The sequence below is a fragment of the Mesorhizobium sp. WSM4904 genome (genome assembly GCF_029674545.1).
Classification (GTDB): domain Bacteria; phylum Pseudomonadota; class Alphaproteobacteria; order Rhizobiales; family Rhizobiaceae; genus Mesorhizobium.
Genome location: NZ_CP121354.1, coordinates 5,299,163 through 5,322,392, shown reverse-complemented (window position 1 = coordinate 5,322,392; position 23,230 = coordinate 5,299,163). Strand labels below are relative to the sequence as shown.

The 23,230-nt window shown below is 64.4% G+C and carries 28 protein-coding genes, 2 tRNA genes and 1 pseudogene; 20 read left to right on the top strand and 11 right to left on the bottom strand.

From position 1 onward, the window contains the following. Positions 1 to 140: 140 nt before the first annotated feature. The 5 genes and pseudogenes from QAZ47_RS25800 (at position 141) to QAZ47_RS25775 (ending at position 6,250) form a co-directional block, all read left to right on the top strand. On the top strand, positions 141 to 2,249 hold the full coding sequence (locus QAZ47_RS25800) for a molybdopterin oxidoreductase family protein (protein ID WP_278231229.1): 2,109 nt from the start codon (positions 141 to 143) through the stop codon (positions 2,247 to 2,249). A 63-nt stretch (positions 2,250 to 2,312) separates the two neighbouring features. Next, a pseudogene (dapB, locus tag QAZ47_RS25790) lies at positions 2,313 to 3,064 on the top strand (4-hydroxy-tetrahydrodipicolinate reductase). 204 nt (positions 3,065 to 3,268) lie between these two features. Next, positions 3,269 to 4,255, top strand: coding sequence for an ABC transporter substrate-binding protein (locus tag QAZ47_RS25785; protein ID WP_278233874.1), 987 nt, complete (start codon positions 3,269 to 3,271; stop codon positions 4,253 to 4,255). 165 nt (positions 4,256 to 4,420) lie between these two features. Continuing rightward, positions 4,421 to 5,275: an ABC transporter ATP-binding protein gene (locus tag QAZ47_RS25780; protein ID WP_278231227.1), complete on the top strand. Its 855-nt coding sequence runs from the start codon at positions 4,421 to 4,423 to the stop codon at positions 5,273 to 5,275. 99 nt (positions 5,276 to 5,374) lie between these two features. Next, a complete protein-coding gene (locus QAZ47_RS25775) occupies positions 5,375 to 6,250 on the top strand; it encodes an ABC transporter permease (RefSeq protein ID WP_278231226.1) in 876 nt (291 codons plus the stop codon). Here QAZ47_RS25775 and QAZ47_RS25770 read toward each other — a convergent pair. Together QAZ47_RS25770 and QAZ47_RS25765 are read right to left on the bottom strand one after the other, a co-directional pair. After that, entirely contained in the window at positions 6,231 to 7,619 is a 1,389-nt protein-coding gene (locus QAZ47_RS25770) for a sensor histidine kinase (protein WP_278231225.1), read from the bottom strand. The genes QAZ47_RS25775 and QAZ47_RS25770 overlap by 20 nt on opposite strands. A gap of 12 nt (positions 7,620 to 7,631) precedes the next feature. Beyond that, positions 7,632 to 8,309 (bottom strand): response regulator, encoded by a 678-nt coding sequence (locus QAZ47_RS25765; RefSeq protein WP_278231224.1) that lies wholly within the window; start codon positions 8,307 to 8,309, stop codon positions 7,632 to 7,634. Positions 8,310 to 8,779: 470 nt separating this feature from the next. Here QAZ47_RS25765 and QAZ47_RS25760 point away from each other — a divergent pair, with 470 nt between their 5' ends. The 3 genes from QAZ47_RS25760 to QAZ47_RS25750 all read left to right on the top strand — a co-directional run bounded on the left by QAZ47_RS25760 (position 8,780) and on the right by QAZ47_RS25750 (position 9,827). After that, the gene (locus tag QAZ47_RS25760) at positions 8,780 to 9,052 is read left to right on the top strand and encodes a DUF680 domain-containing protein (RefSeq protein WP_278231223.1); all 273 of its coding nucleotides are present in this window, start codon (positions 8,780 to 8,782) and stop codon (positions 9,050 to 9,052) included. A 54-nt stretch (positions 9,053 to 9,106) separates the two neighbouring features. Beyond that, positions 9,107 to 9,313 carry a DUF680 domain-containing protein gene (locus tag QAZ47_RS25755; RefSeq protein ID WP_278203541.1) on the top strand — a complete coding sequence of 69 codons (207 nt, stop codon included), beginning with the start codon at positions 9,107 to 9,109 and terminating at the stop codon, positions 9,311 to 9,313. Positions 9,314 to 9,584: 271 nt separating this feature from the next. Beyond that, entirely contained in the window at positions 9,585 to 9,827 is a 243-nt protein-coding gene (locus tag QAZ47_RS25750; protein WP_278231222.1) for a DUF680 domain-containing protein, read from the top strand. Positions 9,828 to 9,992: 165 nt separating this feature from the next. Here QAZ47_RS25750 and QAZ47_RS25745 read toward each other — a convergent pair whose 3' ends face one another. The 3 genes from QAZ47_RS25745 to purM form a co-directional block, all read right to left on the bottom strand. After that, positions 9,993 to 10,505: a histidine phosphatase family protein gene (locus QAZ47_RS25745; protein ID WP_278203539.1), complete on the bottom strand. Its 513-nt coding sequence runs from the start codon at positions 10,503 to 10,505 to the stop codon at positions 9,993 to 9,995. Positions 10,506 to 10,704: 199 nt separating this feature from the next. Further along, positions 10,705 to 11,412 carry a phosphoribosylglycinamide formyltransferase gene (gene purN / locus QAZ47_RS25740; protein WP_278231221.1) on the bottom strand — a complete coding sequence of 236 codons (708 nt, stop codon included), beginning with the start codon at positions 11,410 to 11,412 and terminating at the stop codon, positions 10,705 to 10,707. Further along, complete coding sequence (purM, locus tag QAZ47_RS25735) at positions 11,409 to 12,488, bottom strand: phosphoribosylformylglycinamidine cyclo-ligase (protein WP_278231220.1); 1,080 nt, start codon at positions 12,486 to 12,488, stop codon at positions 11,409 to 11,411. Before purM ends, purN begins: the two co-directional genes overlap by 4 nt. Positions 12,489 to 12,785: 297 nt before the next feature. Between purM and QAZ47_RS25730 the strand changes: the two genes are divergently transcribed. The 7 genes from QAZ47_RS25730 (at position 12,786) to QAZ47_RS25700 (ending at position 16,809) form a co-directional block, all read left to right on the top strand. Further along, the gene (locus QAZ47_RS25730; protein ID WP_278231219.1) at positions 12,786 to 13,343 is read left to right on the top strand and encodes a CDP-alcohol phosphatidyltransferase family protein; all 558 of its coding nucleotides are present in this window, start codon (positions 12,786 to 12,788) and stop codon (positions 13,341 to 13,343) included. Next, complete coding sequence (locus tag QAZ47_RS25725; RefSeq protein WP_278203533.1) at positions 13,315 to 14,493, top strand: AI-2E family transporter; 1,179 nt, start codon at positions 13,315 to 13,317, stop codon at positions 14,491 to 14,493. Before QAZ47_RS25730 ends, QAZ47_RS25725 begins: the two co-directional genes overlap by 29 nt. A gap of 1 nt (position 14,494) precedes the next feature. Next, on the top strand, positions 14,495 to 15,199 hold the full coding sequence (gene hdaA, locus QAZ47_RS25720) for a DnaA regulatory inactivator HdaA (RefSeq protein ID WP_278203532.1): 705 nt from the start codon (positions 14,495 to 14,497) through the stop codon (positions 15,197 to 15,199). 75 nt (positions 15,200 to 15,274) lie between these two features. After that, the gene (locus QAZ47_RS25715; RefSeq protein WP_278231218.1) at positions 15,275 to 15,529 is read left to right on the top strand and encodes an Arc family DNA-binding protein; all 255 of its coding nucleotides are present in this window, start codon (positions 15,275 to 15,277) and stop codon (positions 15,527 to 15,529) included. Beyond that, complete coding sequence (locus tag QAZ47_RS25710) at positions 15,526 to 15,948, top strand: type II toxin-antitoxin system VapC family toxin (RefSeq protein WP_278231217.1); 423 nt, start codon at positions 15,526 to 15,528, stop codon at positions 15,946 to 15,948. Before QAZ47_RS25715 ends, QAZ47_RS25710 begins: the two co-directional genes overlap by 4 nt. A 223-nt stretch (positions 15,949 to 16,171) precedes the next feature. Then, positions 16,172 to 16,429, top strand: coding sequence for a type II toxin-antitoxin system prevent-host-death family antitoxin (locus QAZ47_RS25705; RefSeq protein WP_278231215.1), 258 nt, complete (start codon positions 16,172 to 16,174; stop codon positions 16,427 to 16,429). Next, positions 16,426 to 16,809, top strand: a complete 384-nt coding sequence (locus tag QAZ47_RS25700) for a type II toxin-antitoxin system VapC family toxin (RefSeq protein ID WP_278231214.1) — start codon at positions 16,426 to 16,428, stop codon at positions 16,807 to 16,809. Before QAZ47_RS25705 ends, QAZ47_RS25700 begins: the two co-directional genes overlap by 4 nt. 10 nt (positions 16,810 to 16,819) lie before the next feature. Here QAZ47_RS25700 and QAZ47_RS25695 read toward each other — a convergent pair whose 3' ends face one another. From QAZ47_RS25695 to QAZ47_RS25680, 4 genes are all read right to left on the bottom strand, one after another. After that, entirely contained in the window at positions 16,820 to 16,957 is a 138-nt protein-coding gene (locus QAZ47_RS25695) for a hypothetical protein (RefSeq protein WP_278203527.1), read from the bottom strand. A 66-nt stretch (positions 16,958 to 17,023) separates the two neighbouring features. Beyond that, positions 17,024 to 17,100, bottom strand: a tRNA-Pro gene (locus tag QAZ47_RS25690). Between the two features lie 75 nt (positions 17,101 to 17,175). Continuing rightward, the gene (locus tag QAZ47_RS25685) at positions 17,176 to 18,345 is read right to left on the bottom strand and encodes an NAD(P)/FAD-dependent oxidoreductase (RefSeq protein ID WP_278231213.1); all 1,170 of its coding nucleotides are present in this window, start codon (positions 18,343 to 18,345) and stop codon (positions 17,176 to 17,178) included. Between the two features lie 237 nt (positions 18,346 to 18,582). After that, positions 18,583 to 19,563, bottom strand: a complete 981-nt coding sequence (locus QAZ47_RS25680; protein WP_278231212.1) for an NAD(P)H-dependent oxidoreductase — start codon at positions 19,561 to 19,563, stop codon at positions 18,583 to 18,585. A gap of 315 nt (positions 19,564 to 19,878) precedes the next feature. Here QAZ47_RS25680 and QAZ47_RS25675 point away from each other — a divergent pair, with 315 nt between their 5' ends. The 4 genes from QAZ47_RS25675 to QAZ47_RS25660 all read left to right on the top strand — a co-directional run bounded on the left by QAZ47_RS25675 (position 19,879) and on the right by QAZ47_RS25660 (position 21,037). Continuing rightward, the gene (locus QAZ47_RS25675) at positions 19,879 to 20,184 is read left to right on the top strand and encodes an ETC complex I subunit (protein WP_126084876.1); all 306 of its coding nucleotides are present in this window, start codon (positions 19,879 to 19,881) and stop codon (positions 20,182 to 20,184) included. 56 nt (positions 20,185 to 20,240) lie between these two features. Beyond that, positions 20,241 to 20,317: transfer RNA gene (locus QAZ47_RS25670), tRNA-Arg, on the top strand. A gap of 106 nt (positions 20,318 to 20,423) precedes the next feature. Next, positions 20,424 to 20,702 (top strand): type II toxin-antitoxin system RelE/ParE family toxin, encoded by a 279-nt coding sequence (locus QAZ47_RS25665; RefSeq protein WP_278203524.1) that lies wholly within the window; start codon positions 20,424 to 20,426, stop codon positions 20,700 to 20,702. A 26-nt stretch (positions 20,703 to 20,728) separates the two neighbouring features. Then, positions 20,729 to 21,037 carry a HigA family addiction module antitoxin gene (locus QAZ47_RS25660; RefSeq protein WP_040972222.1) on the top strand — a complete coding sequence of 103 codons (309 nt, stop codon included), beginning with the start codon at positions 20,729 to 20,731 and terminating at the stop codon, positions 21,035 to 21,037. A 251-nt stretch (positions 21,038 to 21,288) separates the two neighbouring features. Here QAZ47_RS25660 and QAZ47_RS25655 read toward each other — a convergent pair whose 3' ends face one another. Both QAZ47_RS25655 and QAZ47_RS25650 read right to left on the bottom strand, forming a co-directional pair. Beyond that, entirely contained in the window at positions 21,289 to 21,468 is a 180-nt protein-coding gene (locus tag QAZ47_RS25655; RefSeq protein WP_278203523.1) for a Flp family type IVb pilin, read from the bottom strand. Positions 21,469 to 22,016: 548 nt separating this feature from the next. Next, positions 22,017 to 22,223 carry a hypothetical protein gene (locus tag QAZ47_RS25650; RefSeq protein ID WP_278203522.1) on the bottom strand — a complete coding sequence of 69 codons (207 nt, stop codon included), beginning with the start codon at positions 22,221 to 22,223 and terminating at the stop codon, positions 22,017 to 22,019. A gap of 652 nt (positions 22,224 to 22,875) precedes the next feature. Between QAZ47_RS25650 and QAZ47_RS25645 the strand changes: the two genes are divergently transcribed. Beyond that, complete coding sequence (locus QAZ47_RS25645) at positions 22,876 to 23,103, top strand: hypothetical protein (RefSeq protein ID WP_278203521.1); 228 nt, start codon at positions 22,876 to 22,878, stop codon at positions 23,101 to 23,103. Positions 23,104 to 23,230: the final 127 nt, after the last annotated feature.

Sequence of the window (23,230 nt, the reverse complement as noted above, 5' to 3'; positions counted from 1 at the left end):
GAACGCTACCGCCTCATTCCTTCCAACACCCCTCATCCGTCTCGGCGCTTCGCGCCGATCCACCTTCTCCCACAAGGGGAGAAGGAGGAGCTTCCATCTGGCCCTACACCTCTCTCCGAAAACCCGCTACACACCCTCACATGAACCAGCACGCCAAGCTCAGGATCGGCCATTCGGCCTGTCCGCATGACTGCCCCTCCACCTGCGCGCTCGAAGTCGAGCTGCTCGACAACAACCGCATCGGCCGCGTCCATGGCGCCAAGGCGAACAGTTACACCGCCGGCGTCGTCTGCGCCAAGGTCGCCCGCTATGCCGACCGTGTCCATCATCCCGAGCGGCTCTTGAAGCCGCTGGTGCGCGCGGGCGCCAAGGGCGAGGGCGCGTGGAAGGAATCCAGCTGGGAAGCCGCGCTCGATCTGGTAGCGGAAAAATTCATCGCGGCCGAGGAGAAATTCGGCTCCGAAACCGTCTGGCCCTATTACTATGCCGGCACCATGGGGCTGGTGCAGCGCGACGGCATCGAGCGGCTGCGGCATGCGAAGAAATACTCGGGCTTCTTCGGCTCGATCTGCACCAATCTCGCCTGGACCGGCTGGATGATGGGGGCGGGCGCCTTGCGCGGCCCCGATCCGCGCGAGATGGCGAAGTCCGACTGCGTGGTGATCTGGGGCACCAATGCCGTGGTCACCCAGGTCAACGTCATGACCCATGCGACCAGGGCGCGGAAAGAACGCGGCGCCAAGATCGTCGTCATCGACATCTACGACAACGCCACCATGAAGCAGGCCGATCTCGGCCTGGTGCTCAAGCCCGGCACCGACGGTGCGCTCGCCTGCGCGGTCATGCATGTGCTGTTTCGCGATGGGCTTGCCGACCGCGCCTATCTCGAAAAATACACCGACGATCCGCGCGGGCTGGAAGAGCATCTGAGGTCGCGCACGCCGGAGTGGGCGGCTGCCATCACCGGGCTCGCCGTCGCCGAGATCGAAGCCTTCGCGCATCTGGTCGGCACGACGAAGAAGACCTACTTCCGCCTCGGCTATGGTTTTGCCCGCCAGCGCAACGGCTCGGTCAACATGCACGCCGCTTCCTGCATCGCCGCCGTCACCGGCGCCTGGCAGCATGAGGGCGGCGGCGCCTTCCATTCCAATTCCGGCATCTTCAAGCTGAATCAGGACGTGCTCGAAGGCACCGCGATGCGCGACCCCAACATCCGCTATCTCGACCATTCGCGCATCGGCCCGGTGCTGACCGGAGCCGAGGACGCGCTTTACGGCGGCCCGCCGGTGACGGCGATGCTGATCCAGAACACCAACCCCGCCAACGTCGCGCCGGAGCAGCGGCTGGTGAAGCAGGGTTTTATGCGCGAGGACCTGTTCACCTGCGTGCACGAGCAATTCATGACCGATACGGCCAAGCTCGCCGACGTTGTGCTGCCGGCAACGATGTTTTTGGAGCATGACGACATCTACAAGGGCGGCGGCAACCAGCACATCACGCTCGGCCCGAAGCTGATCGAGCCGCCGGAAGGGCCGCGCACCAACCACTATGTCAATGAGGAGCTCGGCAAGCGGCTGGGCGTCGGCGACCGGCCGGGCTTCGGCCTGACCGAGCGGGAGCATATCGACATCATCCTCGGCAAGCGCGGGCTGGGCAGCTTCGACAGCCTCGAGCAACAGAAGTGGGTCGACCTGCAGCCCGATTTCGACGACGCGCATTTCATCAACGGCTTCGGCCATGCCGACAAGAAATTCCACTTCCGGGCCAACTGGACCGGGCAGTCGGCGCCCAACCGGCCGCCGAAAAGCATGGGCCTGTTCGGGCCTGTGGAACGGCTGCCGGAATTTCCCGACCATGTCGAGCTGATCGAGGTGGCCGACGAGGAGCATCCGTTCCGGCTGACGACCTCGCCGGCGCGCAATTTCCTCAACTCGACCTTTGCCGAGACGCCGGTGTCGAAGGCCAGGGAAGGTCGGCCGGAACTGTTGCTCCACCCCCTCGACGCCGCGGCGCTCGGCATCGAGGATGGCAGCCGCGTCGAGGTCGGCAACCGGCGCGGCGACCTCGTGCTGCATGCAAAACTCTTCGACGGCGTGAAGCGCGGCGTGGTGGTGGCCGAAGGCATCTGGCCGAACGGCGCGCACGAGCGCGGCGAGGGCATCAACGTGCTCACCGGCGCCGACGCGCCGGCGCCCTATGGCGGCGCCGCCTTCCACGACAACAAGGTCTGGCTGCGCGCCCTCGATTGAATCGTCTTGCCAGAGACCGGCACGATGTCGTTGTTCGGACTCGCTTTTCAGCCGGAGCCAGCCATGCCGCTGCCGCTCAAGATAGCCGTCGCCGGCGCGCTCGGCCGCATGGGCCCGCAGATGACTGAGACAATCGAGGCCGACCCTCGACTCGATCTCGCCGCCCGCTTCCACCGGCCGGGCAGCGCGGGCGAGGGGCTGGTCGAGCGGGACGAGGCGCTGGCGCTGGCCGATGTCGTCATCGACCCACCACGCCGGCAGCGTCCGCCGAACTGGCAAGGGCCTGCGCGGAGCGCGGCGGCCCGGCACTGGTCATCGGCTCGACCGGCTTCGACGCCGCCGAACTGAAGACGATCGCCGACGCTGCCAGGAAAATCGCCATCGTGCGCTCCGGCAGCTATTCGCTGGGGCTCAACCTGCTGACCGGCCTGGTCGAGCAGGCGGCGCGGGCGCTCGGCGGAGACGACTGCGACATCGAGATTTTCGAAGCGCATCATCGCTTCAAGGAACGGCGCTGATGCTGGGGGAGGCGACGGCGGGGACGTGGCGTCGGGCTGGACGATGCGGCGAAGCGCGCCCGCGACGGCGTCACCGGCCCGCGCGCTGCCGGCGAGATCGGCTTTGCCGTGCTGCGCGGCGGCAGCATCGTCGGCGAACATTTCGTCAGCTTCCTCGCCGAGGGCGAGAGGCTCACGCTTTCGCATGCCGCCGGCGATCGCTCCATGTTCGCGCGCGGCGCCATTGCGGCGCTCTGGGTCGCCGGAAAGCCGCCAGGCGAATACGACATGCGCGACGTGCTCGGTCTTGCCGCGTGATCGGCAATTTCGCCGGATTCCACTTCAACCATCTCTAAAATGGCTGAAAGCCAGCTGAAAGCTTGGGCATGCCATGACAGTTTTGTGGCGTTCGCCACGGGACCGGCCTGGGAGCGGCCGGCAAGGAGGAAATGCGGCCCGGCCCGGATGGCGCGCCGCCAAGGTGGAGGAAGTTACGTGACCGGTTTCATCTCGAAGTGCATCTTGCGTTCGGCGGCGCTTTCGCTTGCCATTGTCGCCACGGGCGCGACGGCGGCATCGGCGGCCGACAAGATCACCATCATCGTCGGCGGCATGGAAAAGCAGATCTACCTGCCGGCCGTGCTCACCCAACAGCTCGGCTACTTCAAGGACGAAGGCCTTGATGTCGAGCTGGTCAACTCACGCGCGGGCGTCGAGGCCGAGAACGAATTGCTGGCGGGCGCCGTGCAGGGCGTCGTCGGCTTCTACGACCACACCGTCGACCTGCAATCGAAGGGCAAATACATCCAGTCGATCGTCCAGTTCAGCCAGGCGCCGGGCGAGGTGGAGCTGGTCTCGGCCAAGCACCCGGAGATCAAGTCGCCGGCCGATTTCAAGGGCGCGACGCTCGGCGTCACGGGTCTCGGTTCCTCGACTGATTTCCTGACGCAGTATCTTGCCGTGCGCAACGGCCTGAAGCCCGGCGACTACACGCTGCTGCCGGTCGGCGCCGGCAACACCTTCATCGCCGCCGTCAAGCAGGATCAGATCCAGGCCGGCATGACCACCGAGCCCACCATCGCCAGGTTGCTGCAGACCGGTGAGGCCAAGGTATTGGTCGACATGCGCACGCCCGAGAAGACCAAGGAAGCGCTCGGCGGCGACTATCCGGCAGCGTCCTTCTATGTCCAGTCCGCCTGGATCGAGAGCCACAAGGACGAGGCGCAGAAGCTAGCCAATGCCTTCGTCAAGACGATGAAATTCATCGCCAGCCATTCGGCCGAGGAGATCGCCGATAAGATGCCGAAGGACTATTACGCCGGTAGCAAGGACCTCTACGTGCAAGGGTTGGCCGGCGGCAAGGCGATGTTCACGCCCGACGGCCGCATGCCGGCAGACGGCCCGGAGACGGTGCTGAAGGTTCTGTCGACCTTCTCCAAGAGCCTGCAGGGCAAGCAGATCGACCTGTCGAAGACCTACACCACCGAGTTCGTCGACGCTGCCAAGTAGCGCCGGTAGACGGGCCGGGCTCGTCAGGCTCGGTCGTTGAAGAACAACAACTTGCGCCGCTTGCCTGAATCAGTTCGGCAGCGGCGCCTTTCCGGATGCCGAGGCGCGGCGGGCCAACAGGCTTGAGCCGCGGGCATCCTCGCACCATTGCCACAGGAGTGTGCCATGCAGTTGCAAACCATGGCGGCCGAGAGGCTGTCTCAGGCCGCGCCGCCGGCCGATGCCGCGATCGCCATCGACGACGTGACGCTGCGCTTCGTCACGCCCGACGGCCACATGATGACGGCGATCCGCGATTTCACCATGACGGTGGCGCGCGGCGAGTTCGCCTGCGTCGTCGGGCCGACCGGCTGCGGCAAGTCGACGACGCTGAACCTCGTCACCGGCCTGTTGCGGCCGACGACCGGTAATGTCCGCGTCATGGGCAATCCGGTCACCGAGATCAGCCGCGACATCGGCTTCGTCTTCCAGGCGGATGCGTTGTTTCCGTGGCGCAGCGTCATCGACAATGTCGCCGCCGGTCCGCTCTATCGCGGCACGCCGAAGGCGGAAGCCTACGAGCGGGCGCGCGACTGGATCGGTCGCGTCGGCCTTGCCCGCTTCGAGAAACACTATCCGCATCAGCTCTCGGGCGGCATGCGCAAGCGCGTGGCCCTTGCCCAGACCTTCATCAACCAGCCGAAGATCCTGCTGATGGACGAGCCGTTCAGCGCGCTCGACATGCAGACCCGCACCGCCATGCAGGACGAGCTGCTCGGCCTGTGGTCGGAGCTGAAATCCTCCGTCGTCTTCGTCACCCACGATCTCGAGGAGGCGGTCGCGCTGGCCGACAAGGTCTATGTGCTCACCGCCGGGCCGGGCACCGTGAAAAGCGTCTATCGCATCGACCTGCCGCGCCCGCGCGTCATGGCCGACATCCGCTACGACCAGAAATTCATCGAGATCGCCAAGGTGATCTGGAACGACCTGCGCGAGGAAGTGCAGCTCGGCCAGAGCCGCGGCCTGCAAACCGGCCATTAGAGCGGGTCGCTGACCCGCCCCAATGGTTTTTGTTTTCGCAATTCCAAACGGAAAACCGCTTGGCACTTTTCCTGGAATTGCGCTGAAAGGAGACTTGCCATGACCGCCGTCTCTCCCACCGATCAGGCTGCCGCGCGCGCCACCTCGATCGTCGCCGCCGAAGCCCGGGCGAGGGCGCGCCTGCGCCGCCGTCATGCCCTGGTCGTCGGCCTGCGGCTCGCCATCCTGATCGTTTTCCTCGCGCTCTGGGAACTCGGCGCCGACTATGGCGTCATCGATCCGTTCTTCTTCTCCAGCCCCTCCGGCATCTGGGAGCAGATCTGGTCTTGGGTCACCGAGGGCACCTCGCAGGGGCCGCTCTGGCTGCAGATCTATGTGACGCTGGAGGAAACCTTCCTCGGCTTTGCCATCGGCGCCGTCGGCGGCATCGCCGCCGGCATCATCCTCGGCCGCAACAAGCTCTTGGCGGATGTCTTTTCGATCTACATCAAGATCGCCAATTCGGTGCCGCGTGTCGTGCTGGGCTCGGTCTTCATCATCGCGCTCGGCCTCGGCATGGCCTCCAAGGTGGCGCTGGCGGTCGTCATGGTGTTCTTCGTCGTCTTCGCCAACGCCTTCCAGGGCGTGCGCGAGGCCGACAGGGCGATGATCGCCAACGCCCAGATCCTCGGCGCTTCGCCCTACCAGATCACCCGCACCGTCATCATCCCGTCGGCGATGAGCTGGATCCTCGCCAGTCTTCACGTCAGCTTCGGCTTCGCGCTGGTCGGCGCCGTCGTCGGCGAGTTCCTCGGCGCCAAGCAGGGCATGGGTCTGCTGATCTCGACCGCCCAGGGCGCCTTCAACGCCAACGGTGTCTTCGCAGCCATGATCATCCTGGCGGTGATGGCGCTGGTGGTCGAGTTCCTCATCACCCGCTTCGAGAACTATGTGGTGAAGTGGCGGCCGGCGCCGTTCAACGAGCAGGGGACCTGACGGGGGTTTCATCGGGTGCGGCAAGCGGCAGCCGCACTTCGACCTTGAGCCCGCCGCCGGCGGCGTCGCCAAGCGTGACGCTGCCGCCGGCATTCTCGACCACGTCGCGCACGATCGCGAGGCCGAGCCCGCTGCCTTCCTCGGCGGTACCGGCAATGCGGTAGAAGCGCTCGAAGACATGTTCCCGCTCCTCCGCCGGAATGCCAGGCCCCGCATCGGTCACGGTGAGCTCCGCCGTGCCATTCGAAGCGGCGAGCTTCACGGTGACGCTGCCGCCCGGTTTGGAGTAGCGCAACGCATTGTCGACGAGATTGACGATCATCTCGCGCAGCATGGTGCCGTCGCCTATGACGGCAACAGGCCCAGTTTCCTCCAGGCCAAGGTCGATGTTGCGTTCGACTGCCTTTGGCGCCTGGCTTTCCAGCACCTGGCGGGCGGCCTCCGTGAGATCGATGCGGTCGGCGCGCGGCCGCCGGCTGCCGGGCTCGGCGCGAGACAAGGTCAAAAGCTGTTCGGCCAGACGCGCCAGCCGGCCGGAGCTTGCCTGCAAGGCGACCAGCGCTTCCTGGCGCTGGTCGGCGGCAGTCTCGCGCAGCGCGTAGCTTGCTTGCGTCGACATGAGCGCCAGCGGGGTGCGCAACTGGTGCGCGGCATTGGCGATGAAGCGGCGCTGCGCAGCCATCTGCGCCCGCACGCGCTCCATATAGGCGTTGAGCGCATCGATCAGCGGCCGAATCTCGCTTTGCGCGCCCGGCACCTCGACCGGGTCGAGGTCGCTGCGGTCTGGCGAGCGCACCGCATCGCGCAGCCGGATCAGCGGCGCCAGCCCGCGGCGCAGGCCGAGCAGCACGAACACGCCGGCAATCGCCACCAGCGCCAGCTGCTGGGCGAAGGCGCTGAACCATAGCCGCTTCACCATCGCATCATGGCCGGCGAGCGTTACGCCCACCGTGACCCTGATCGGCGAATCCGCCCCGGCGCCGATCACCGCATGGCTGAGCGTTGCCAGACGCAACGGATGGTCGCGATAAGAAGCCTCGATGCTGCCGCCCCGCGGCGCCTCGGGCAAATCGGGATAGCCGGTGAGCAGCCGGCCATTGGCGGTCTCGACGCGGTAGTAGACGCTGTCGCGGTCGCCGGTGTCGAACATCTCGATCGCCGCCGGCGGAATGGTGGCGTCGAGCACGCCGTCTGCCATCGCCGCCTGCTCGGCGATGGCACGCGCCGAGCCGACCAGCATCCGGTCGGTAACCAGGTCTGCGGTCGTGAGCGCGTTGCGCTGGCTGGTCCACAGGTTGACGGTCACCAGCGCGGCCAGCGGCAGCACCACCCATGCCAGCAATTGCAGGCGAAGGCTGCTAATCCGCATGGCGCCCAATCTTCATTGCGCTTGGTCTTCATGGCGCAGCAGATAGCCGAGGCCGCGCAAGGTGGCGATCTGGACGTGCGAGCCTTCCAGCTTCTTGCGCAGGCGATGCACATAGATCTCGATGGCGCTGGGGTCGGCGTCGGTTTCGAAATCGTAGATCGCCGCCGACAGTGCGGCCTTGCTCACCGTTCGCCCGGCCTTGACCACCAGCTGCTCCAGCACCGCATGTTCGCGCGGCGTCAGCGAGAGCGTCTCGCCGCCGAGTGAGAACAGCCTGGTGTTGGTGTCGAAGACGAGATCGCCGCAGCAGATGAGGGGCGCGGTGCGATCGTTGGCGCGGCGCAGCTGCACGCGGATTCGCGCCTCGAGCTCCTCGATCTGGAAGGGTTTTGCCAGATAGTCGTCGGCGCCCTCGTTGAGGCCCTTGACCCGGCCGTCGAGGCTGGCGTTGGCGGTGAGCACGATCACCGGCACGGGATTGCCGCGCGCCCTCAGCCGCTTCAGCACCTCCATCCCGCCCATGCGCGGCAAGGCGAGGTCGAGGATGATGAGCGCATGGTCGCCGGCGGCAAGCGCATGCTCGACATCCTCGCCGTCATGGACGACGTCGACGACGTAGCTCGCCTGGCGCAGCGTCTTGCTCAGCCAATCGGCCAGTTCGCGATTGTCTTCGACAAGCAAGAGCCGCATCGTCCGTCGCTGTTCCCTCCCAATGCGTCGGCCTTCGCCACATGCGGCAGCCAGCGTCCGAATTGGTCCTTGAGGTCAACCGATAGTATCGATCCGCCCGCAAGGCAAACGCCGGCCCGAGGGCGACCACGGCGGCCGACGGGCCGCCCGATCGGTCGGCAGATCATAAAACCGAACCGTTCGGTTCAATTTATGTTGACGGTTCGTGTAATCACGGTGAACGCTGGCACGCCGAACCTGGATGCGCCATCGCACGTCGTTCACCGTAACCCTTTGATATTAAACGATAAGAATATGGCACCTGCGCCACTGGCGTGATTTCAATGTCGAACCGAACGGTTCGGTTCACACATTTTCGTGATTGGAAACGGCAGCAGGTCCGACCCATTTCGGGGTGGTCCGAGCGACGCGAATTTCCATCACGGCACGCCACTTGACGGACAGGATTTTGAAAATCTGGAGTACCTAAAATGAACAAGATTGCTCTTACCGCCGCGGCTCTTCTCGTTGCCACGGGCAGCGCCTTCGCCGGCAGCGACCATTACGGGTCGGACAACGTCAATCAGCCGACCGCCAATCAGTCCGCCGTGATCCAGTCCGGCGACAATATTGACCGCGGCGCCGGCGACAACATCGACCGCAGCGTGACGGCTTCGATCCGCAGGCCGGTCGAACACCGCGCGTTCAAGCTAACGCCGGACTCGGTTCAGCCGGAATCCGGCCAGGGCATCTGGGGCCGCTAAGGCGGTCCCGTCCCGAACTCGAAAGCATCAACTCGCAAATCTGGAGTACCTGAAATGACCAAGATCGCTCTTACCGCCGCTGCCCTTCTCGTTGCCACCGGCGCCGCTTTCGCCGGCTCCGACAATTACGGTTCGGCCGGCGCCAACCAGCCGGCCGCTTCGGTCGATACCTCGTACACCGCTTCGGTCAAGAAGTCGGATGCGAACGTCCAGAAGCCGCTGACCCAGGGCGCCGACCGCGACCTGTTCGGCAACCACTAACCGGTTCCGGCCTTCGATAGACCTCAAAGCGGCGGGCTTGTCCCGCCGCTTTGCTTTTATCGAGCCGGCCATGGGTCGCCCTGAATCAGTCGGGCAGCACCATTCTCCAACCGGTTGTTCGAGAAGAGCTTTCAGGACCAGGTCACTAGGCAACGGGCAAGGAAAAAAACTCGCCCGGGAATAAATCGGGGCCGCTCCGGGGCTTTGTCGGCAGCGGGGTCATCCTCCCAAGGCGCCGCCGACGAAACAACAGCACAAGGACCTTTTCAAAATGACCAGGATTGCTCTCACCGCCGCCGCCATGCTTCTCGCCATGGGTTCCGCCTTCGCCAGCAGCGACCACTATGGCGCCGACCACGCCAACCAGCCGACCGCCGGCGTCGACCGCGGCCTCACCGCCTCGGTGCGCAAGCATGAGGCCGCCAAGCCGGCCAATGTCGACACCTCGGTGACGACCGGAGCAGCGCCGTCGCAGGCCTGGCCGGATCCGGGCCAGGGCATCTGGGGAAATTGAAGCGCCAAATCTCCCCCCCTTGAGAGGAGATGGCCGCAAAGCGGCCAGAGGGGGTCGTCTCACGTAGAACGTCGGCGTTGTTTCTCGTCGCAGAAAGCGCTGGCGCTCCAGGCGCGACGACTCCCTCTGTCGCCTTCGGCGACATCTCCCGCTCGAGAGGGGAGATTACACAGCCAAATCCTTTGGCCGCACGAAATGAGTCAGCCGGGCGCCACCGAAATCAAGATTTGCCCAATCATCCTTCACGGTGAACCGCGCAAGCGCCATCGTCGGGAATTTCGCTTCGATTTTCTTGAATACGCTTTCATCCGATCCGGCGCCGGCGAGCCGCAGCGCAAAATTCTGCAGGCCGGGATTGTGGCCGATCACGATCACGCTGGTGGTCTTTGCCTGCCGCACATGCGCCAGGATGGCGCCGGGCGCCGCCTCGTAGAGCTCCTCCACGAATTCCGCCCGCACATGCTTCGGCAGTTCCTGGGAGACCAGTCGCCAGCTGTCGCGGGTGCGCAGCGCCGGCGAGACCAGCGCCAGGTCCGGCAGCCAACCGCGCCGCGAAAGCTCCCGCCCCATCAGCGGCGCCGTCTTCAGTCCCCGCTGAGAGAGCGGCCGGTCGAAATCCTCGAGCTTGGGATCGTCCCAACTCGACTTGCCGTGGCGCAGGATAAGCAGTTGTCTCATAGGCATTGTTCAGGACCAGGATTGCTGTCCAGTCGGGCGCGAGCCTTCCGCTTGATCTCGTCGATGTTGAAAGGAGCGAACGGGCCGCGGCCCAACCCGTCTATCCAAGCCTTGCGCAGCCGGTCCGTTTCAGTTTGACCCAGGGGTTGGCTCGGCAGTTCAGGGGTAAGCGCCATGCTGCAATTCCCGGCCAAGGACTCTACGGCGTGATCCGCGCCAGCTGTTCCAGGTCGCGCTCTTCGCGCAGCGGGTCCGGCGCCATCACCACCGAGGTGGCGTTGTCGGCGTCGTCGGCGAAATGGGCAAGCACGGTGTGGCCCTTTTCCATCCGCGCCTTGCCCTCGGCGACCAGACCCAGCGCCAGCGGGTAGAGCCGGTGCTCCACCTTCAGCACCCGCGCGGCCAAAGTATCCTCGTTGTCGCCGACCATCACCGGCACGGCGGCCTGGGCGATGATCGGGCCGTCATCCATCTCGGGCGTGACGAAATGCACCGAGCAGCCATGGATGCGCACGCCGGCGCGGATGACGCGCGCATGCGTGTCCAGCCCTTTGAACGCTGGCAGCAAGGCCGGGTGGATGTTGATCATGCGCCCCTGCCATTTCTCGACCAGGCCGCGGCCCAGGATACGCATATAGCCGGCCAAGGCCACGATCTCGGCACCGAAGCCGTCGAGAGCGGCGTCGAGCGCGGCGTCATGCGCGTCCTTGCTCGGATGGTCGGCGCGCTGGATGACCTTGGTGGCGATACCGCGCGACTGTGCGATGCTGAGGCCGGCTGCATTCGCCCGGTCCGAGATGACGCCGACGATTTCGGCCGGATAGGCGGGATCGGCGGCGGCCGCTATCAGCGCCGTCATGTTGGAGCCGCGCCCCGAGATCAGGACGACCGTGCGCTTCCTGCTCATAGGCCGATCGAGCCCCGATAGATGACGCCGGCGTCGCGGCGCGGCACGATGCGGCCGATCGGCGTCACCGTCTCGCCGGCCTCCTGCAGCACCGCCGCCACCTGCGCCGCCTGGCCGGACGCGACGGCGAGGATCATGCCGATGCCGCAGTTGAAGGTGCGCATCATCTCTTCCGGCGCGACCCCGCCGGTCTTGGCCAGCCACGAGAACACCGGCGGCACGTCGATCGCCTCGAGGTCGAGCTCGGCGGAGAAATCCTTGGGCAAGACGCGCGGGATGTTTTCCGGAAAACCGCCGCCGGTGATGTGGGCGAGCGCCTTGATGCCATGCGTGTTGCGGATCGCCTTCAGGACCGACTTCACATAGATGCGCGTCGGCTCGAGCAGCGCCTCGGCAAGGCTGAGCTCCTCGTTGAACGGCGCCGGGTCGTCCCAGCCAAGGCCGCTCGCGGCAACGATCCGGCGCACCAGCGAAAAGCCGTTGGAGTGGAGGCCCGAGGAAGCGAGGCCGAGCAGCACGTCGCCCTCGACGATGTCGTCGGTCGGCAGCAACTGGCCGCGCTCGGCCGCGCCCACGGCGAAGCCGGCCAGGTCGTAGTCCTTGTCGTGATACATGCCGGGCATCTCGGCGGTCTCGCCGCCGATCAGCGCGCAGCCGGCCTGCCGGCACCCTTGCGCGATGCCGCCGACGATCGAAGCACCCTGGTCGGGGTCGAGCTTGCCTGTGGCGAAATAGTCGAGGAAGAACAAAGGCTCCGCGCCCTGCACGACGATGTCGTTGACGCACATGGCGACCAGGTCGATGCCGATCGTGTCGTGCTTGCCGGAATCGATGGCGATCTTGAGCTTGGTGCCGACGCCGTCATTGGCCGCGACCAGCACCGGATCGGCAAAGCCGGCGGCCTTCAAATCGAACAGGCCGCCAAAGCCGCCGATCTCGCCGTCGGCGCCCGGCCGGCGCGTCGCGCGCACCAGCGGCTTGATCTTCTCGACCATCAGGTTGCCGGCATCGATATTGACGCCCGCCTCGGCATAGGTGAGCCCGTTCTTGCGCTTGGCCCTGTCGCCCTTGCTCATCGTCGGCTCGTCCCTGTTTCCATTGCGGGCTCTTCGCATGAATGGTTTCGGGGAGCAAGGATGATGAGAGCCGATCTCACCCCTTGAGGGGGAGATGTCGCCGAAGGCGACAGAGGGGGTCGCCTCGCGTGGAGCGCCAGCGACTTACGGCGGACGGCGTCGGCGATTTATGTGAGACGACCCCCTCTGGCCTGCCGGCCATCTCCCCCTCAAGGGGGGAGATCGGCAGCTCCTCCCTTGCGCCTGTCCCCCATCTCCCTCATCTATTTCCCAACAAAGGCCACGACGGGACATCACGTGACCACCCCCAACTTGATCACGATCATGCGTCTGCTGCTGGTGCCCGCCGTGGTGCTGGCGATGCTGAACGCGCGTTGGGACTGGGCCTTTGCCGGCTTCCTTGTCGCCGGCATCTCCGACGGCGTCGACGGCTTCATCGCCCGTCGCTATCGATTGTCCTCGCGGCTCGGCGCCTATCTCGATCCGATGGCCGACAAGCTTTTGCTGGTCTCGGTTTTCGTCGTCATGGGCTTTGCCGGAGAGCTGCCGCTGTGGCTGGTGGTGATCATGGTGTCGCGCGACGGGCTGATCATCTGCGCCGTGCTTTTGTCCAGCGTGATGAGCCATCCGGTCGAGATGAAGCCGCTCTTCGTGTCCAAGGTGAACACCGCCGTGCAGATCGCGCTGGCGGCGCTGGTGCTGGGCGAGCTTGCCCTTTCGGCCCATCTCGATCCGCTTCGGCCGGCGCTCATATTGCTGTCCGGGGTCTTGACCGTGGCTTCGGCCGCGGCCTATCTCGTGGCCTGGCTAAGGCATATGAGCGGCTATGGCGAAGGCTCCGACACGGGCACCTGACAGCGAAGCCTGGACGGCCGCGGCATCGACCGCGTTGCGCCGGCAGATCGCGTTCTGGCTGATCGTCGCCGTGCTTCTGGCGCTGTTCCTCTACATCTTCTCGGGCATCCTGTTGCCCTTCGTCGCCGGCATGGTGCTCGCCTATTTCCTCGATCCCGTCGCCGATCGGCTGGAGCGGCTGGGACTTTCCCGGCTGATGGCGACGGTGGTGATCCTGATTGCCTTCATCGTCGTCGTCGTGCTGGCCTTCGTCATCCTGGTTCCGGTGCTGGCCACCCAGATGGCCGATTTCGCCCGCAAGCTGCCGGAATATCTCACCCGACTGCAATCGCTGATCACCAGCTTCGATCCGAAATGGCTGGAGCAGCGCTTCGGCGTCAACGCTGCCGGCCTGCGCGACGGATTGAACTCGCTGCTCACCTCCGGCTTCAGCCTTTTGACCACGGTCTTCACCTCGATCTGGAGCTCGGGCGTGGCGCTGGTGTCGGTGGTCAGCCTCTTCGTCGTCACACCGGTCGTCGCCTTCTACATGCTGCTCGACTGGGACCGCATGGTGGCGGTGGTCGACAGCTGGGTGCCGCGCGACTATGTCGAGACGGTCAGGGCGCTCGCCCGTGACATCAACACCGCCACCGCCGGCTTCGTGCGCGGGCAGGGCACGCTCTGCCTGGTGCTCGGCGCCATGTACGCCACCGGCCTGACGCTGACGGGCTTGAACTTCGCCATCCTCATCGGCCTCTTCGCCGGGCTGATCTCCTTCATCCCCTATGTCGGCTCGCTGACCGGCCTTGTGCTCGCCGTCGGCGTCGCCTTCGTCCAGTTCTGGCCGGACTGGACCATGGTGGTTGCCGTGGCCTGCGTGTTCTTCGTCGGCCAGTTCATCGAGGGCAACATCCTGCAGCCACGGCTGGTGGGCAAAAGCGTCGGCCTGCATCCGGTCTGGCTGATGTTCGCGCTGTTCGCTTTTGGCGCGCTGTTCGGCTTCGTCGGGCTGCTGATCGCGGTGCCGGCTTCGGCGGCGATCGCGGTTCTGGTGCGCTTCGCGATTTCGCGCTATCTCGAATCGCCGCTCTACAAGGGTCACGCCGCCGAGCCGGCGCCGCCGCTGCCGGCGGATCGCGGCGGCGGGCATCGTTCGGCGCGCGACTGAAATGGCCGGTCAACGAACCGATCCGCCGCGCCAGCTGCCGCTCGATCTCGGCCATGGCACCGGCTATTCGCGCGACGAGCTCGTCGTCTCCGGCACCAACGCGGAGGCGGCGGCGCTTGTCGACCGCTGGCCGGATTGGCCCTCGCCGGTGGTGGTGCTTGCCGGCCCTCCGGGGTCCGGCAAGACGCATCTCGCCCAGATATGGCTGTCCCATGCGAACGCGGTTGCCGTCGATGCCGGCCGGATCGGCGAGCACATAGGCGGACTCGGCGGCAGCCCGGCGCTCATCGACGATATCGACAAAGGCCCGATCGACGAGCAAGGCCTGTTCCACCTGATCAACACGGTGCGCGGCGCCGGCTCCACGCTGCTTCTGACGGCACGGCGCTTTCCCTCCGCCTGGCGCGTCACGCTGCCCGACCTCATCTCGCGGCTGAAGGCGGCGGCGACGATCGAGATCCACGAGCCGGACGACCTTTTGCTTGCCGGCGTCATCACGAAGCTCTTCGCCGACCGCCAGATCGAGGTCGAGCCGCATGTCGTGCAATATCTGGTGCGGCGCATCGAGCGCTCCCTGGCGACCGCGATGCGCGTCGTCGAACGCCTCGACCGCGCCGCGCTCGAGCGCAAGACGCCGATCACCCGCGCGCTCGCCGCCGAGACCGTCAGCGCCATGGACGAAGGGCAGGGCGAGTTCGATATTTAGGGTTGGATCACCCTGAGAGTGACATCAAGGCCGTATTGTGATATCTATGATGTCGCTGACATCGGATTGATATCAATGACTGCTGTAACGATCAGAAATCTTCCGGAAGAGACGCACCGTGCTCTGCGTGTACGCGCGGCCATCAATGGCCGCAGCACGGAGGGGGAAATCCGCGCCATTCTTGAAGATGCCGTTCGGCCGGAGGGGCGTGTCAAGCTAGGCTCTCTGTTGTCCGACATTGCTCGCCGGGCCGGCGTGAAGAACGAGGATGTCGATGCCCTGGAGCAGGCCCTTGGCAAACGCCCCGCCGAACCTCTGAGCTTTGAATGATCCTTCTGGACACCAATGTCGTTTCGGAGATGATGAGAGCGGAACCTCATCCCGCAGTTCTTGCTTGGCTGGACAATCAGGCCGCCGAAACCCTCTACCTCTCCAGCGTGACACTGGCCGAAATCCTGTTCGGGATAGAGGCGATGCCAGCGGGCCGCCGTAAGAGCGCCTTGGCTGAAGTCTTTTCGGGCATATTCGCAGTTTTCGACCAGCGCATTCTGGTGCTCGATGTCGAGGCAGCGCGGCGCTATGCAGGTCTTGCCGTGAAGGCCAGGGCTGCAGGCAAGGGGTTTCCCGTTCCCGATGGGTACATCGCGGCGATTGCCGCTGCGAAGTGCTTTCAAGTCGCTTCGCGCGACACCGCGCCATTTCACGCCGCCGGCGTGCCGGTCATCAATCCGTGGGACAATGCGGCGTAAGCTGTCTCATTCCGAGACGATCTCGCTGGCATCCATCTTGCAACGCCAACGGCGCCGGTTGACCCCGGCCCCGGTCGCGTTCCAGATCGGGTTGTAGGCTCGCCGGGCTCGAGGTTGTTGGGGACTCGCCCGGCGGGTTTACGGTCGTTCTCGCTCTTCAATTGAAGTGGACCAGAAAATGGTCTATTGAAATGGACCAGATAATGGTCCAGTAGGGACGATCATGCGAATATCCGTGACAGACGCCAAGGGCCAACTGACCGACCTGGTGCGCCGTGCCGAAGCGGGAGACGAAATCATCCTGACCCGTCATGGCCACGCGGCCGTGCGCCTGGTTCCAGTACGACCCGCACCGGACCGCAAGGAGCGGCGGGCGTTGCTGGAGGCCGCCCGCGCGGCAGGCGCGGTCAAGGCCAGTGCCGGCCCTTCTGCCGCGCGTAGTCAGGATTTCCTCTATGGCGACGACGGCCTGCCGGAATGATCGCGGTCGATACGTCCGCGTTGATGGCCATTGTCCTCGACGAGCCGGAGGCTGGTGCCTGCGCGGCGGCGCTCGAGGCGGAAGACGAGCTTCTGATATCGGCGGGAACCGTGGCCGAACTGCTGATCGTTGCGGCGAGGCGAGGGGTGGCCGAGGAAGCGTCGGCCTTGATTGCCGGGCTCGGCTTCGAGATCGCGCCGGTGACGGAAGGTGCCGCGCGCCGCATTGCCGAGGCCCATGCGCAATGGGGCAAAGGCATTCACGCAGCGGCGCTCAACTTTGGTGACTGCTTCGCCTATGAGGTGGCGAAAGACCGCGGCTGCCGGCTGCTCTATGTCGGCAACGATTTTTCGAAGACCGACATCGAAAGCGCGCTCTGAAGAGCCAACCTCATCGGCGCCACAGGTCGCGCGGCACCCATGTCAGGCGGCGCCTGGCGACATCGACCACCACGATGATATCGGTGTTGGCTGTCCAGTTATCCCTGTCGAGGATAGCAACCACCACCGCCGTCACGGCTGAAGCCAATCTGAACCGGACTGCGCTGTTGTGGCCGCCGACGCGGCACAGGCCGCCGGATAGCCGGAAAGAAACTGGTCGGAGTGGCGTGATTCGAACACGCGACCCCCTGATCCCAAATCAGGTGCGCTACCAGGCTGCGCTACACTCCGACGCTCGCGGCGTATAGGGTTCCGTGGCCCGGAAGGCAACCCAAAAACGGAAGCTTTCTGTGAGGAGATAGCGCTTCAACGCTTGAGCTTGGCCACTCTGGCCGCGATCGCCGTGCCCTGGATGCGGGCGTTGGCAAAGCAGCCGCGAATGCTCGGCCGCATGCCTGTGAACCAGAGGCCCGGCAGCTTCGGGTCGCTGGCCCCGCCATTGAACAGCGGCACACCCTTGGCGTCGAGCACGCCGAGCCTGCCGACCATCGTCTCCAGCCCGGTGCGATAGCCGGTGGCGGCAATGACGATGTCGGGCGCGATCGTCTGGCCGTTCTCGAGAACGACGCCGTCGTGCCTGAATTCCTTGACTTGCGGCACGACGATGATGCGGCCGGACTTGATCGCATCGACCGCTCCGTCATCGGCCGCGATCGCCGTATAGTCCGAGCCGAGGCGGCTCGCGCCGCCCGACGGGGCAGGGGGCAGGCCGAATTTCCTGAGGTCGCCGAAGACCAGTCGCTGCGTCGCCGCCATCACCGCATCCGCCAGTCGGGCCGGCAGGCGCGCCATGACGGGCGAGAAGCGATGCACGGCAACCTTGCCGATGCGCTTGGGCAAGAGCGACGGCCCGTTGCGCGCCGAGAGCCACATCTGCCCGGTCTCGACGCCGGAAAGATGGTTGAGCGCGTCGAAGCCGGAATTGCCGGCGCCGACCACCAGCACTTTTTTCCCGGCATAGTCTGTCGCCCGGCCGAAACGCGCCGAATGGATGATCTTGCCCGAAAAATCCTTCATGCCTTTCCAGGCCGGGATGAAGGGCTGCCTGTCTCGCCCGGTGGCGATCACCACGTGGCGGGCCGCACGCGGTCCCGTGCTGGTCTTCACCAGCCAGTGGTCGCCGCGGAATTCGATTTCATCGACGATGACGCCGAAGGCGATCGGCAGCCGGTGCGTCTGGGCGAAGTCGTTGAAGAGGCGGATCACCGCGCTGCGGTGCGGAAAGGCAGGCGTGCCTTTCGGAAAGGAAACGCCGGGCAGGGTCGAGAGGTCGCGATGCGTGTTGAGATGCAGATTCTCATGGCGATGGTGCCAGGGCTCGGCCAGCCGTCCCTCGCGCTCGAGCACCTCGGTGGCGATCCCGGCCTCGATCAACGCATGCGCCACCGCCAATCCCGCCGCGCCGGCGCCGATCACGATCGCGCCTTCGAGGATCTCCGGCTCGCCCGTCCAATCCGACGAGATTTCCGCTTCCATGCCCATTCTTGTCTTTGTCGTCGTCATCGCCTTCAGGTGCCACGGCCATGTATCCGACATATGCCGCCGACAAGGCAATGGAAATAGACCGTGGTTGCAAAGAGCCCCGGCATTGTGTCGCGGATGGGGAGGTTAAAGCATGTCTCCCGAAGGTGGGAACCGGCTTCGGGATAAAGACATGCGCAAAATCAAGAACCTAAAGCGCAGGGAGCGTATCTGAAAGATCGCGACGCGCTTTTAGCCGGTTCGGCCGTTCGCCGGATCCGCGTGGCGATGCACCAGCTTGAAGGCGCCGTCCTCCAGCCGGAAGACTTCCGTCACCCGTAACGTCATCTCGGCAGGCTGGCCGTTCTTGCCCATGCGCGCCTTCGCGTGCTGCAGTCCGGTCCAGAACGCCAGCTCGCCGCTCGCGGAAGCCTGCAGCACCTCGAGGTCGGTGCTGCCGCCTTCGTGGAAGCTGGCGGCGTCGCGCTCGTAGCGCCCGGCGACGGCGTCGGCGCCTTCGAGATGGTCGCCGCGCGGCGAAAAGAACGTGGCCGGCTCGCTATGGGTGACGATCGCCTTCAGCGACGTGGCGTTGCCGTTGACATAATCCTCGGCGATCTTCTCGCGCTGCTTCATGAAGGTGTCGAAGGACGAGCCGCCCGGCCGCACGGTTCGGATCCATGTCTCCAGCGCGCCCATGAAATTTTCCAGGAAGGCGGCGGTGTCGCCGTTCTTCACCGAGCCGTTGTGGTCGAGGAGCTCCGCGACATTGCCGATATAGGCTTCCGGCTGCTGCATCACCGGCATGTCGAGGAAGACGAAGGTCTGTCTGAGCGCCTGGTTGGAACCGAGGGCGCCGATTTTGCTCGGGCTGACGCTGACGACGCCGGCGGGCAGGCCCTTGAAGACGTTCTTGCCATGGGGACGCGAGCCGACATCGAGCGCGTTCTTCAGGCCGCCGGGGATCGAACGGTTGTATTCGGGCGTCACGAACAGCACCGCGTCGCACTCCCTGATGGCGGCGCGGAACGCCGACCAGGCGGCGGGCGGCGTGTCGCCGTCGAGATCCTCGTTGTAGAGGGGCAGCTCGCCGATCTCGATGAAGCGGCAACGCAGCGAGTCCGGCGCGCGCACCGCCAGCGCCTTGGCGATCTTGCGGCTGAAGGATTGGGCGCGCAGGCTGCCGACAAGCACGGCCAGCTGCAGGACGGGATGTTCGGTTGTCATGGTCATGGCGCTGTCCCGGACTTGTTGACGAGGGTGGCGACGCTTCGCGGTGCTCGGCCCGCACCGCGGGGCGAGACCGATGGCCGGAGCGGCCAGTCTGGTCACCTGACTTCCCGTTAATGTCCGGGCCTGCGCGTGGTTCCCCCTTATCGGCCATGATCGCTTGCCGGCAGTGACCGCTCGGCAAGTCATGGCCGCTTGCGGGCGGCGCCGTTGCACAGTATTGACGGGTTGGCGCGCGGCCCCGGAGGCTCCAACCCGGCCTTTCGGACGTGCGCCGTGAACAGGGGTGCCCGGTCGTCGGGCGGCAAAGAGGTGGTCATGTCCGCGCGCATTTTCAGCCCAGCCAAAACCGCGATGCAGTCCGGCAAGGCCAAGACCGGCCACTGGGTGCTGGAGTTCGATCCAGCCCAGCGCAAGAAGATCGACCCGCTGATGGGCTACACCACCTCCGGCGACATGCTGAGCCAGGTGCGGCTCACCTTCGACACCAAGGAAGAGGCAGTCGCCTACGCCGAGAAGCAGGGCATCGCCTTCCGTGTCGAGGAGCCGAAGGAGACGAAGCGGCGGCAGATTTCCTATTCGGACAATTTCCGTTATGACCGCAGGACGCCCTGGACGCACTGACCTGAGAGTCGAGCGGCGCTTGGCGTAGTGGCATCAGCCGGCCCCGGCCGGCCAGCGGTCCCGTAGCTCAGCTGGATAGAGCACCGGCCTTCTAAGCCGATGGTCGCAGGTTCGAATCCTGCCGGGATCGCCATTTTTGTATGCAAATCTCGAGTAGCGTCGTGGACCTAGGGCTAGCTGTGTAAGCTATCCGCGTACAGAAACCTTGACATATGTATGCTATCTGCTTACATGTCGGCATGATCAAGTCATTCAAGAGCAAGGCGCTGGCGGAGCTGTTCTCAACCGGGAAAACCGGAAAGATCGACGCCAAGATACAAAAGTGTATCCTTGTCAGGCTTGACCGTCTCGAAGTCTCCGAACGGCCTGAAGACATGAACCTGCCGGGTTTTGATTTTCACGCTTTGAAAGGCTTCGACGCGACCCGCTACACGGTCCATGTGAACGGCCCGTGGTGCATTACATTCGAATTCGATGGCAAGGACGCCGCCCGCGTCGACTTCGAGCAATATCATTGAGGCGGACAGATTGGAGAAGTCGGTTTATGAGCGAGCACAAGCCGAAGCGTCCGATCGAGCGCTGCCCGTCCCACCCGGGAGCGCTGCTCGAGGACATCATCCCGGCAACCGGAAAGACCAAGGTGGAAATTGCCAGGCTGCTCGGGATCTCGCGGCAGCAGCTCTACGACATCACCCGTGAGCGGAAGCCGGTTTCGCCGGCCGTCGCGGCGCGGCTCGGAAAGATGTTCGGCGACGGCGCCGCCATCTGGCTTCGCATGCAGGCCGCTTATGATGCCTGGCATGCTGAGCGGGAAGTGGACGTAAGCGCCATTCCGACCCTGCACGCTGCGTGAGAATATCGCCGACGCCCCGCGACTGGATAGAGCACCGGCCTTCTAAGCCGATGGTCGCAGGTTCGAATCCTGCCGGGATCGCCATCTCTCACTGGACGACATGAAAGTTTGGACTCCGCCATGGAGGCCTCGACTCACGCCGTCTGCGGCTGGTTCGAGTCCGGCCCCTCTCCATAAAAAAGGCCGCCCGTAGCCGGACGGCCAGCACTTGTCCGTGCTGTAAACGCGGAGCAAGAAAAGCGTTGGATCGCCTATTTCGCTTTGGCGCCGGCGACCTTGTTCGCGATGAGCACGAACTTGGCATTCAGAGCGGTGCCGAGGGAGGTCGCTCCGACCATGATCGCAAGCGCAATAAGAGCAGCGATCAGGCCATATTCAATCGCAGTGGCGCCAGACTCATCGGCGACGAACTTCTTCATCAGATTACGCATATTAGATGCCCCTTCTTTAATGTGTAGCTTAAGTAAGCTACGTGACAGCGGCTATTTAATAAGAACATCTACTTGATTTGGTCTTAAAGAGATGAGTTAAAGATTCCTTTAATATTATTTTTTTATAATAAAGTATGTGTCGATATATGTTTGTGGCAGATGGCGACCGCGGAGACGCCTACGGCATTTCTTCCTCAAGGATCGCGTTGCGCTTGCAGTTGAACGGGTGGGCCAAAGGGGCGCTCCAAACGCATGTCTCCCGATAATGGAAACCGGTTCGGGACAACACATGCGCAAAATCAAAGCCTAAGCGCATGGAGCGAATCCGCAGGATCGCGACGCGCTTCAGGCCAAGGTCCGGAGCCCGAACGCGACGTTGTATGGGCTGGGTGTTGCGCCGCAGGCGAGCCTAATGCATGTCGCCCAAAGTGCGCAGCGGTTTTGGGAGAACGACATGCATCAAAACAAAGACTTAAAAGCGCGTCGCCTGAATCTGTTTCGTCGCGAAGCGCTTTAAGCGCCTGACATGCTTGCCATGGTCGAGAAGCTCAGGCCTTGGTCCATCGATCATTGGCTGGCGACATGCAAGAGGTCCTGGAGGTCACGCCAGTCCAAGGCGTATCCGGTTCCGGCTTCTGCTCGACGCGCCCTTTGTCGCCGATCTCTCTGGCCAGCGCCAATGCTTCGGCCCAGTCCTTCGTGGCAAGGACGGATTGCCAATACCACGTTTCGAATACACTGACGACGTAGGTCATTCCCAAGAGCCCCCGGCTTCAGCGACACGGGTCTGCCGGATTGGACCGTCGATACGGACATCCGCCAACCGCTGCCCCGTCGAACTTGTGGTCAATGCATCCCGATACTTTCGCCCACTGAATAATACTTGGCTTGCACGGCGCTTGGAAATGGACCTGCAGTCCTGCGACATGTGCGACCCAAGTCTGAATTGAACAGTCCGACCTTGCTCACATACGAGCGAAGGAGCCTGTGCGATCGGCGTGCGGTGCTTTGCGCCTGGCCCAAAGCACAAGATCGCTGACGCGGCCCTTCAATTGACGCCCTCGGCCAACCTCGCTGCTCGACCGGAATGTCACCGCGTGGCGCTCGGCGAGGAATTCCATGCTTGAAGACGCGCCCGGTGGTCAGTATATCCGCGCCAAGGAAGCGGGGGCTTCGGGGTGTTACAGGAAAGTTATCTCGAATTTATATTACGCTGGCATCTGTACCGCAGATGGCATCGCTCGCCGCGCCCGAAGAGGCAGGCCGAGTTCGATTTTCATCGGCTGATGAAATCCCTTCCGCGCCGTGGCCTTTTCATCGACCTCGGGGCCAATGCAGGCGATGTGACCCGGTATGCTCTCGGCTACGGCATGAGGGTAATCGCCTTTGAGCCGGACCCCACGGCCCTTGCAATTCCTGAAAGAGCTGGAGGAGCCCGCTACCGTCGTCAAGATGGACATCGAGGGTGCCGAAGCCGAATGCATCGAGTCCATGCTCGATGACGGCGTCTATCGGTCCATCGGTCATGTTCTGGTGGAGACGCACGAAAGGCTGTCGCGGGACTTGTCCAACAGGATCGCAGCGCTTCGCGACCGCATCGGCAGAGAGGGCATCAACAACATCGACTGGGGCTGATCTCAGGCTGCGAATCTCGAGAGTCATGATTGGCCCATCTGCCGCTAAGTTGCGGAAGGGCTACGGGTGGGGGCTGTGCGAATGTCCGTATTTTCCCAATGGCTGAGGAATGCTCGCTCCAAACTGC

What these genes read in the sequence shown, in the direction of transcription:
- QAZ47_RS25660 (WP_040972222.1), top strand. Translation starts at nt 20,729, where the DNA reads ATGAGCGAGCACAAGCCGAAGCGTCCGATCGAGCGCTGCCCGTCCCAC.
- purM (WP_278231220.1), bottom strand. Translation starts at nt 12,488, where the DNA reads ATGAGCAAGGGCGACAGGGCCAAGCGCAAGAACGGGCTCACCTATGCC.
- QAZ47_RS25715 (WP_278231218.1), top strand. Translation starts at nt 15,275, where the DNA reads ATGACTGCTGTAACGATCAGAAATCTTCCGGAAGAGACGCACCGTGCT.
- QAZ47_RS25745 (WP_278203539.1), bottom strand. Translation starts at nt 10,505, where the DNA reads ATGAGACAACTGCTTATCCTGCGCCACGGCAAGTCGAGTTGGGACGAT.
- QAZ47_RS25750 (WP_278231222.1), top strand. Translation starts at nt 9,585, where the DNA reads ATGACCAGGATTGCTCTCACCGCCGCCGCCATGCTTCTCGCCATGGGT.
- QAZ47_RS25760 (WP_278231223.1), top strand. Translation starts at nt 8,780, where the DNA reads ATGAACAAGATTGCTCTTACCGCCGCGGCTCTTCTCGTTGCCACGGGC.
- QAZ47_RS25675 (WP_126084876.1), top strand. Translation starts at nt 19,879, where the DNA reads ATGTCCGCGCGCATTTTCAGCCCAGCCAAAACCGCGATGCAGTCCGGC.
- QAZ47_RS25655 (WP_278203523.1), bottom strand. Translation starts at nt 21,468, where the DNA reads ATGCGTAATCTGATGAAGAAGTTCGTCGCCGATGAGTCTGGCGCCACT.
- QAZ47_RS25775 (WP_278231226.1), top strand. Translation starts at nt 5,375, where the DNA reads ATGACCGCCGTCTCTCCCACCGATCAGGCTGCCGCGCGCGCCACCTCG.
- QAZ47_RS25680 (WP_278231212.1), bottom strand. Translation starts at nt 19,563, where the DNA reads ATGACCATGACAACCGAACATCCCGTCCTGCAGCTGGCCGTGCTTGTC.
- QAZ47_RS25725 (WP_278203533.1), top strand. Translation starts at nt 13,315, where the DNA reads ATGGCGAAGGCTCCGACACGGGCACCTGACAGCGAAGCCTGGACGGCC.
- QAZ47_RS25710 (WP_278231217.1), top strand. Translation starts at nt 15,526, where the DNA reads ATGATCCTTCTGGACACCAATGTCGTTTCGGAGATGATGAGAGCGGAA.
- QAZ47_RS25755 (WP_278203541.1), top strand. Translation starts at nt 9,107, where the DNA reads ATGACCAAGATCGCTCTTACCGCCGCTGCCCTTCTCGTTGCCACCGGC.
- QAZ47_RS25800 (WP_278231229.1), top strand. Translation starts at nt 141, where the DNA reads ATGAACCAGCACGCCAAGCTCAGGATCGGCCATTCGGCCTGTCCGCAT.
- QAZ47_RS25765 (WP_278231224.1), bottom strand. Translation starts at nt 8,309, where the DNA reads ATGCGGCTCTTGCTTGTCGAAGACAATCGCGAACTGGCCGATTGGCTG.
- QAZ47_RS25650 (WP_278203522.1), bottom strand. Translation starts at nt 22,223, where the DNA reads ATGACCTACGTCGTCAGTGTATTCGAAACGTGGTATTGGCAATCCGTC.
- hdaA (WP_278203532.1), top strand. Translation starts at nt 14,495, where the DNA reads ATGGCCGGTCAACGAACCGATCCGCCGCGCCAGCTGCCGCTCGATCTC.
- purN (WP_278231221.1), bottom strand. Translation starts at nt 11,412, where the DNA reads ATGAGCAGGAAGCGCACGGTCGTCCTGATCTCGGGGCGCGGCTCCAAC.
- QAZ47_RS25770 (WP_278231225.1), bottom strand. Translation starts at nt 7,619, where the DNA reads ATGCGGATTAGCAGCCTTCGCCTGCAATTGCTGGCATGGGTGGTGCTG.
- QAZ47_RS25705 (WP_278231215.1), top strand. Translation starts at nt 16,172, where the DNA reads ATGCGAATATCCGTGACAGACGCCAAGGGCCAACTGACCGACCTGGTG.
- QAZ47_RS25685 (WP_278231213.1), bottom strand. Translation starts at nt 18,345, where the DNA reads ATGGAAGCGGAAATCTCGTCGGATTGGACGGGCGAGCCGGAGATCCTC.
- QAZ47_RS25665 (WP_278203524.1), top strand. Translation starts at nt 20,424, where the DNA reads ATGATCAAGTCATTCAAGAGCAAGGCGCTGGCGGAGCTGTTCTCAACC.
- QAZ47_RS25700 (WP_278231214.1), top strand. Translation starts at nt 16,426, where the DNA reads ATGATCGCGGTCGATACGTCCGCGTTGATGGCCATTGTCCTCGACGAG.
- QAZ47_RS25780 (WP_278231227.1), top strand. Translation starts at nt 4,421, where the DNA reads ATGCAGTTGCAAACCATGGCGGCCGAGAGGCTGTCTCAGGCCGCGCCG.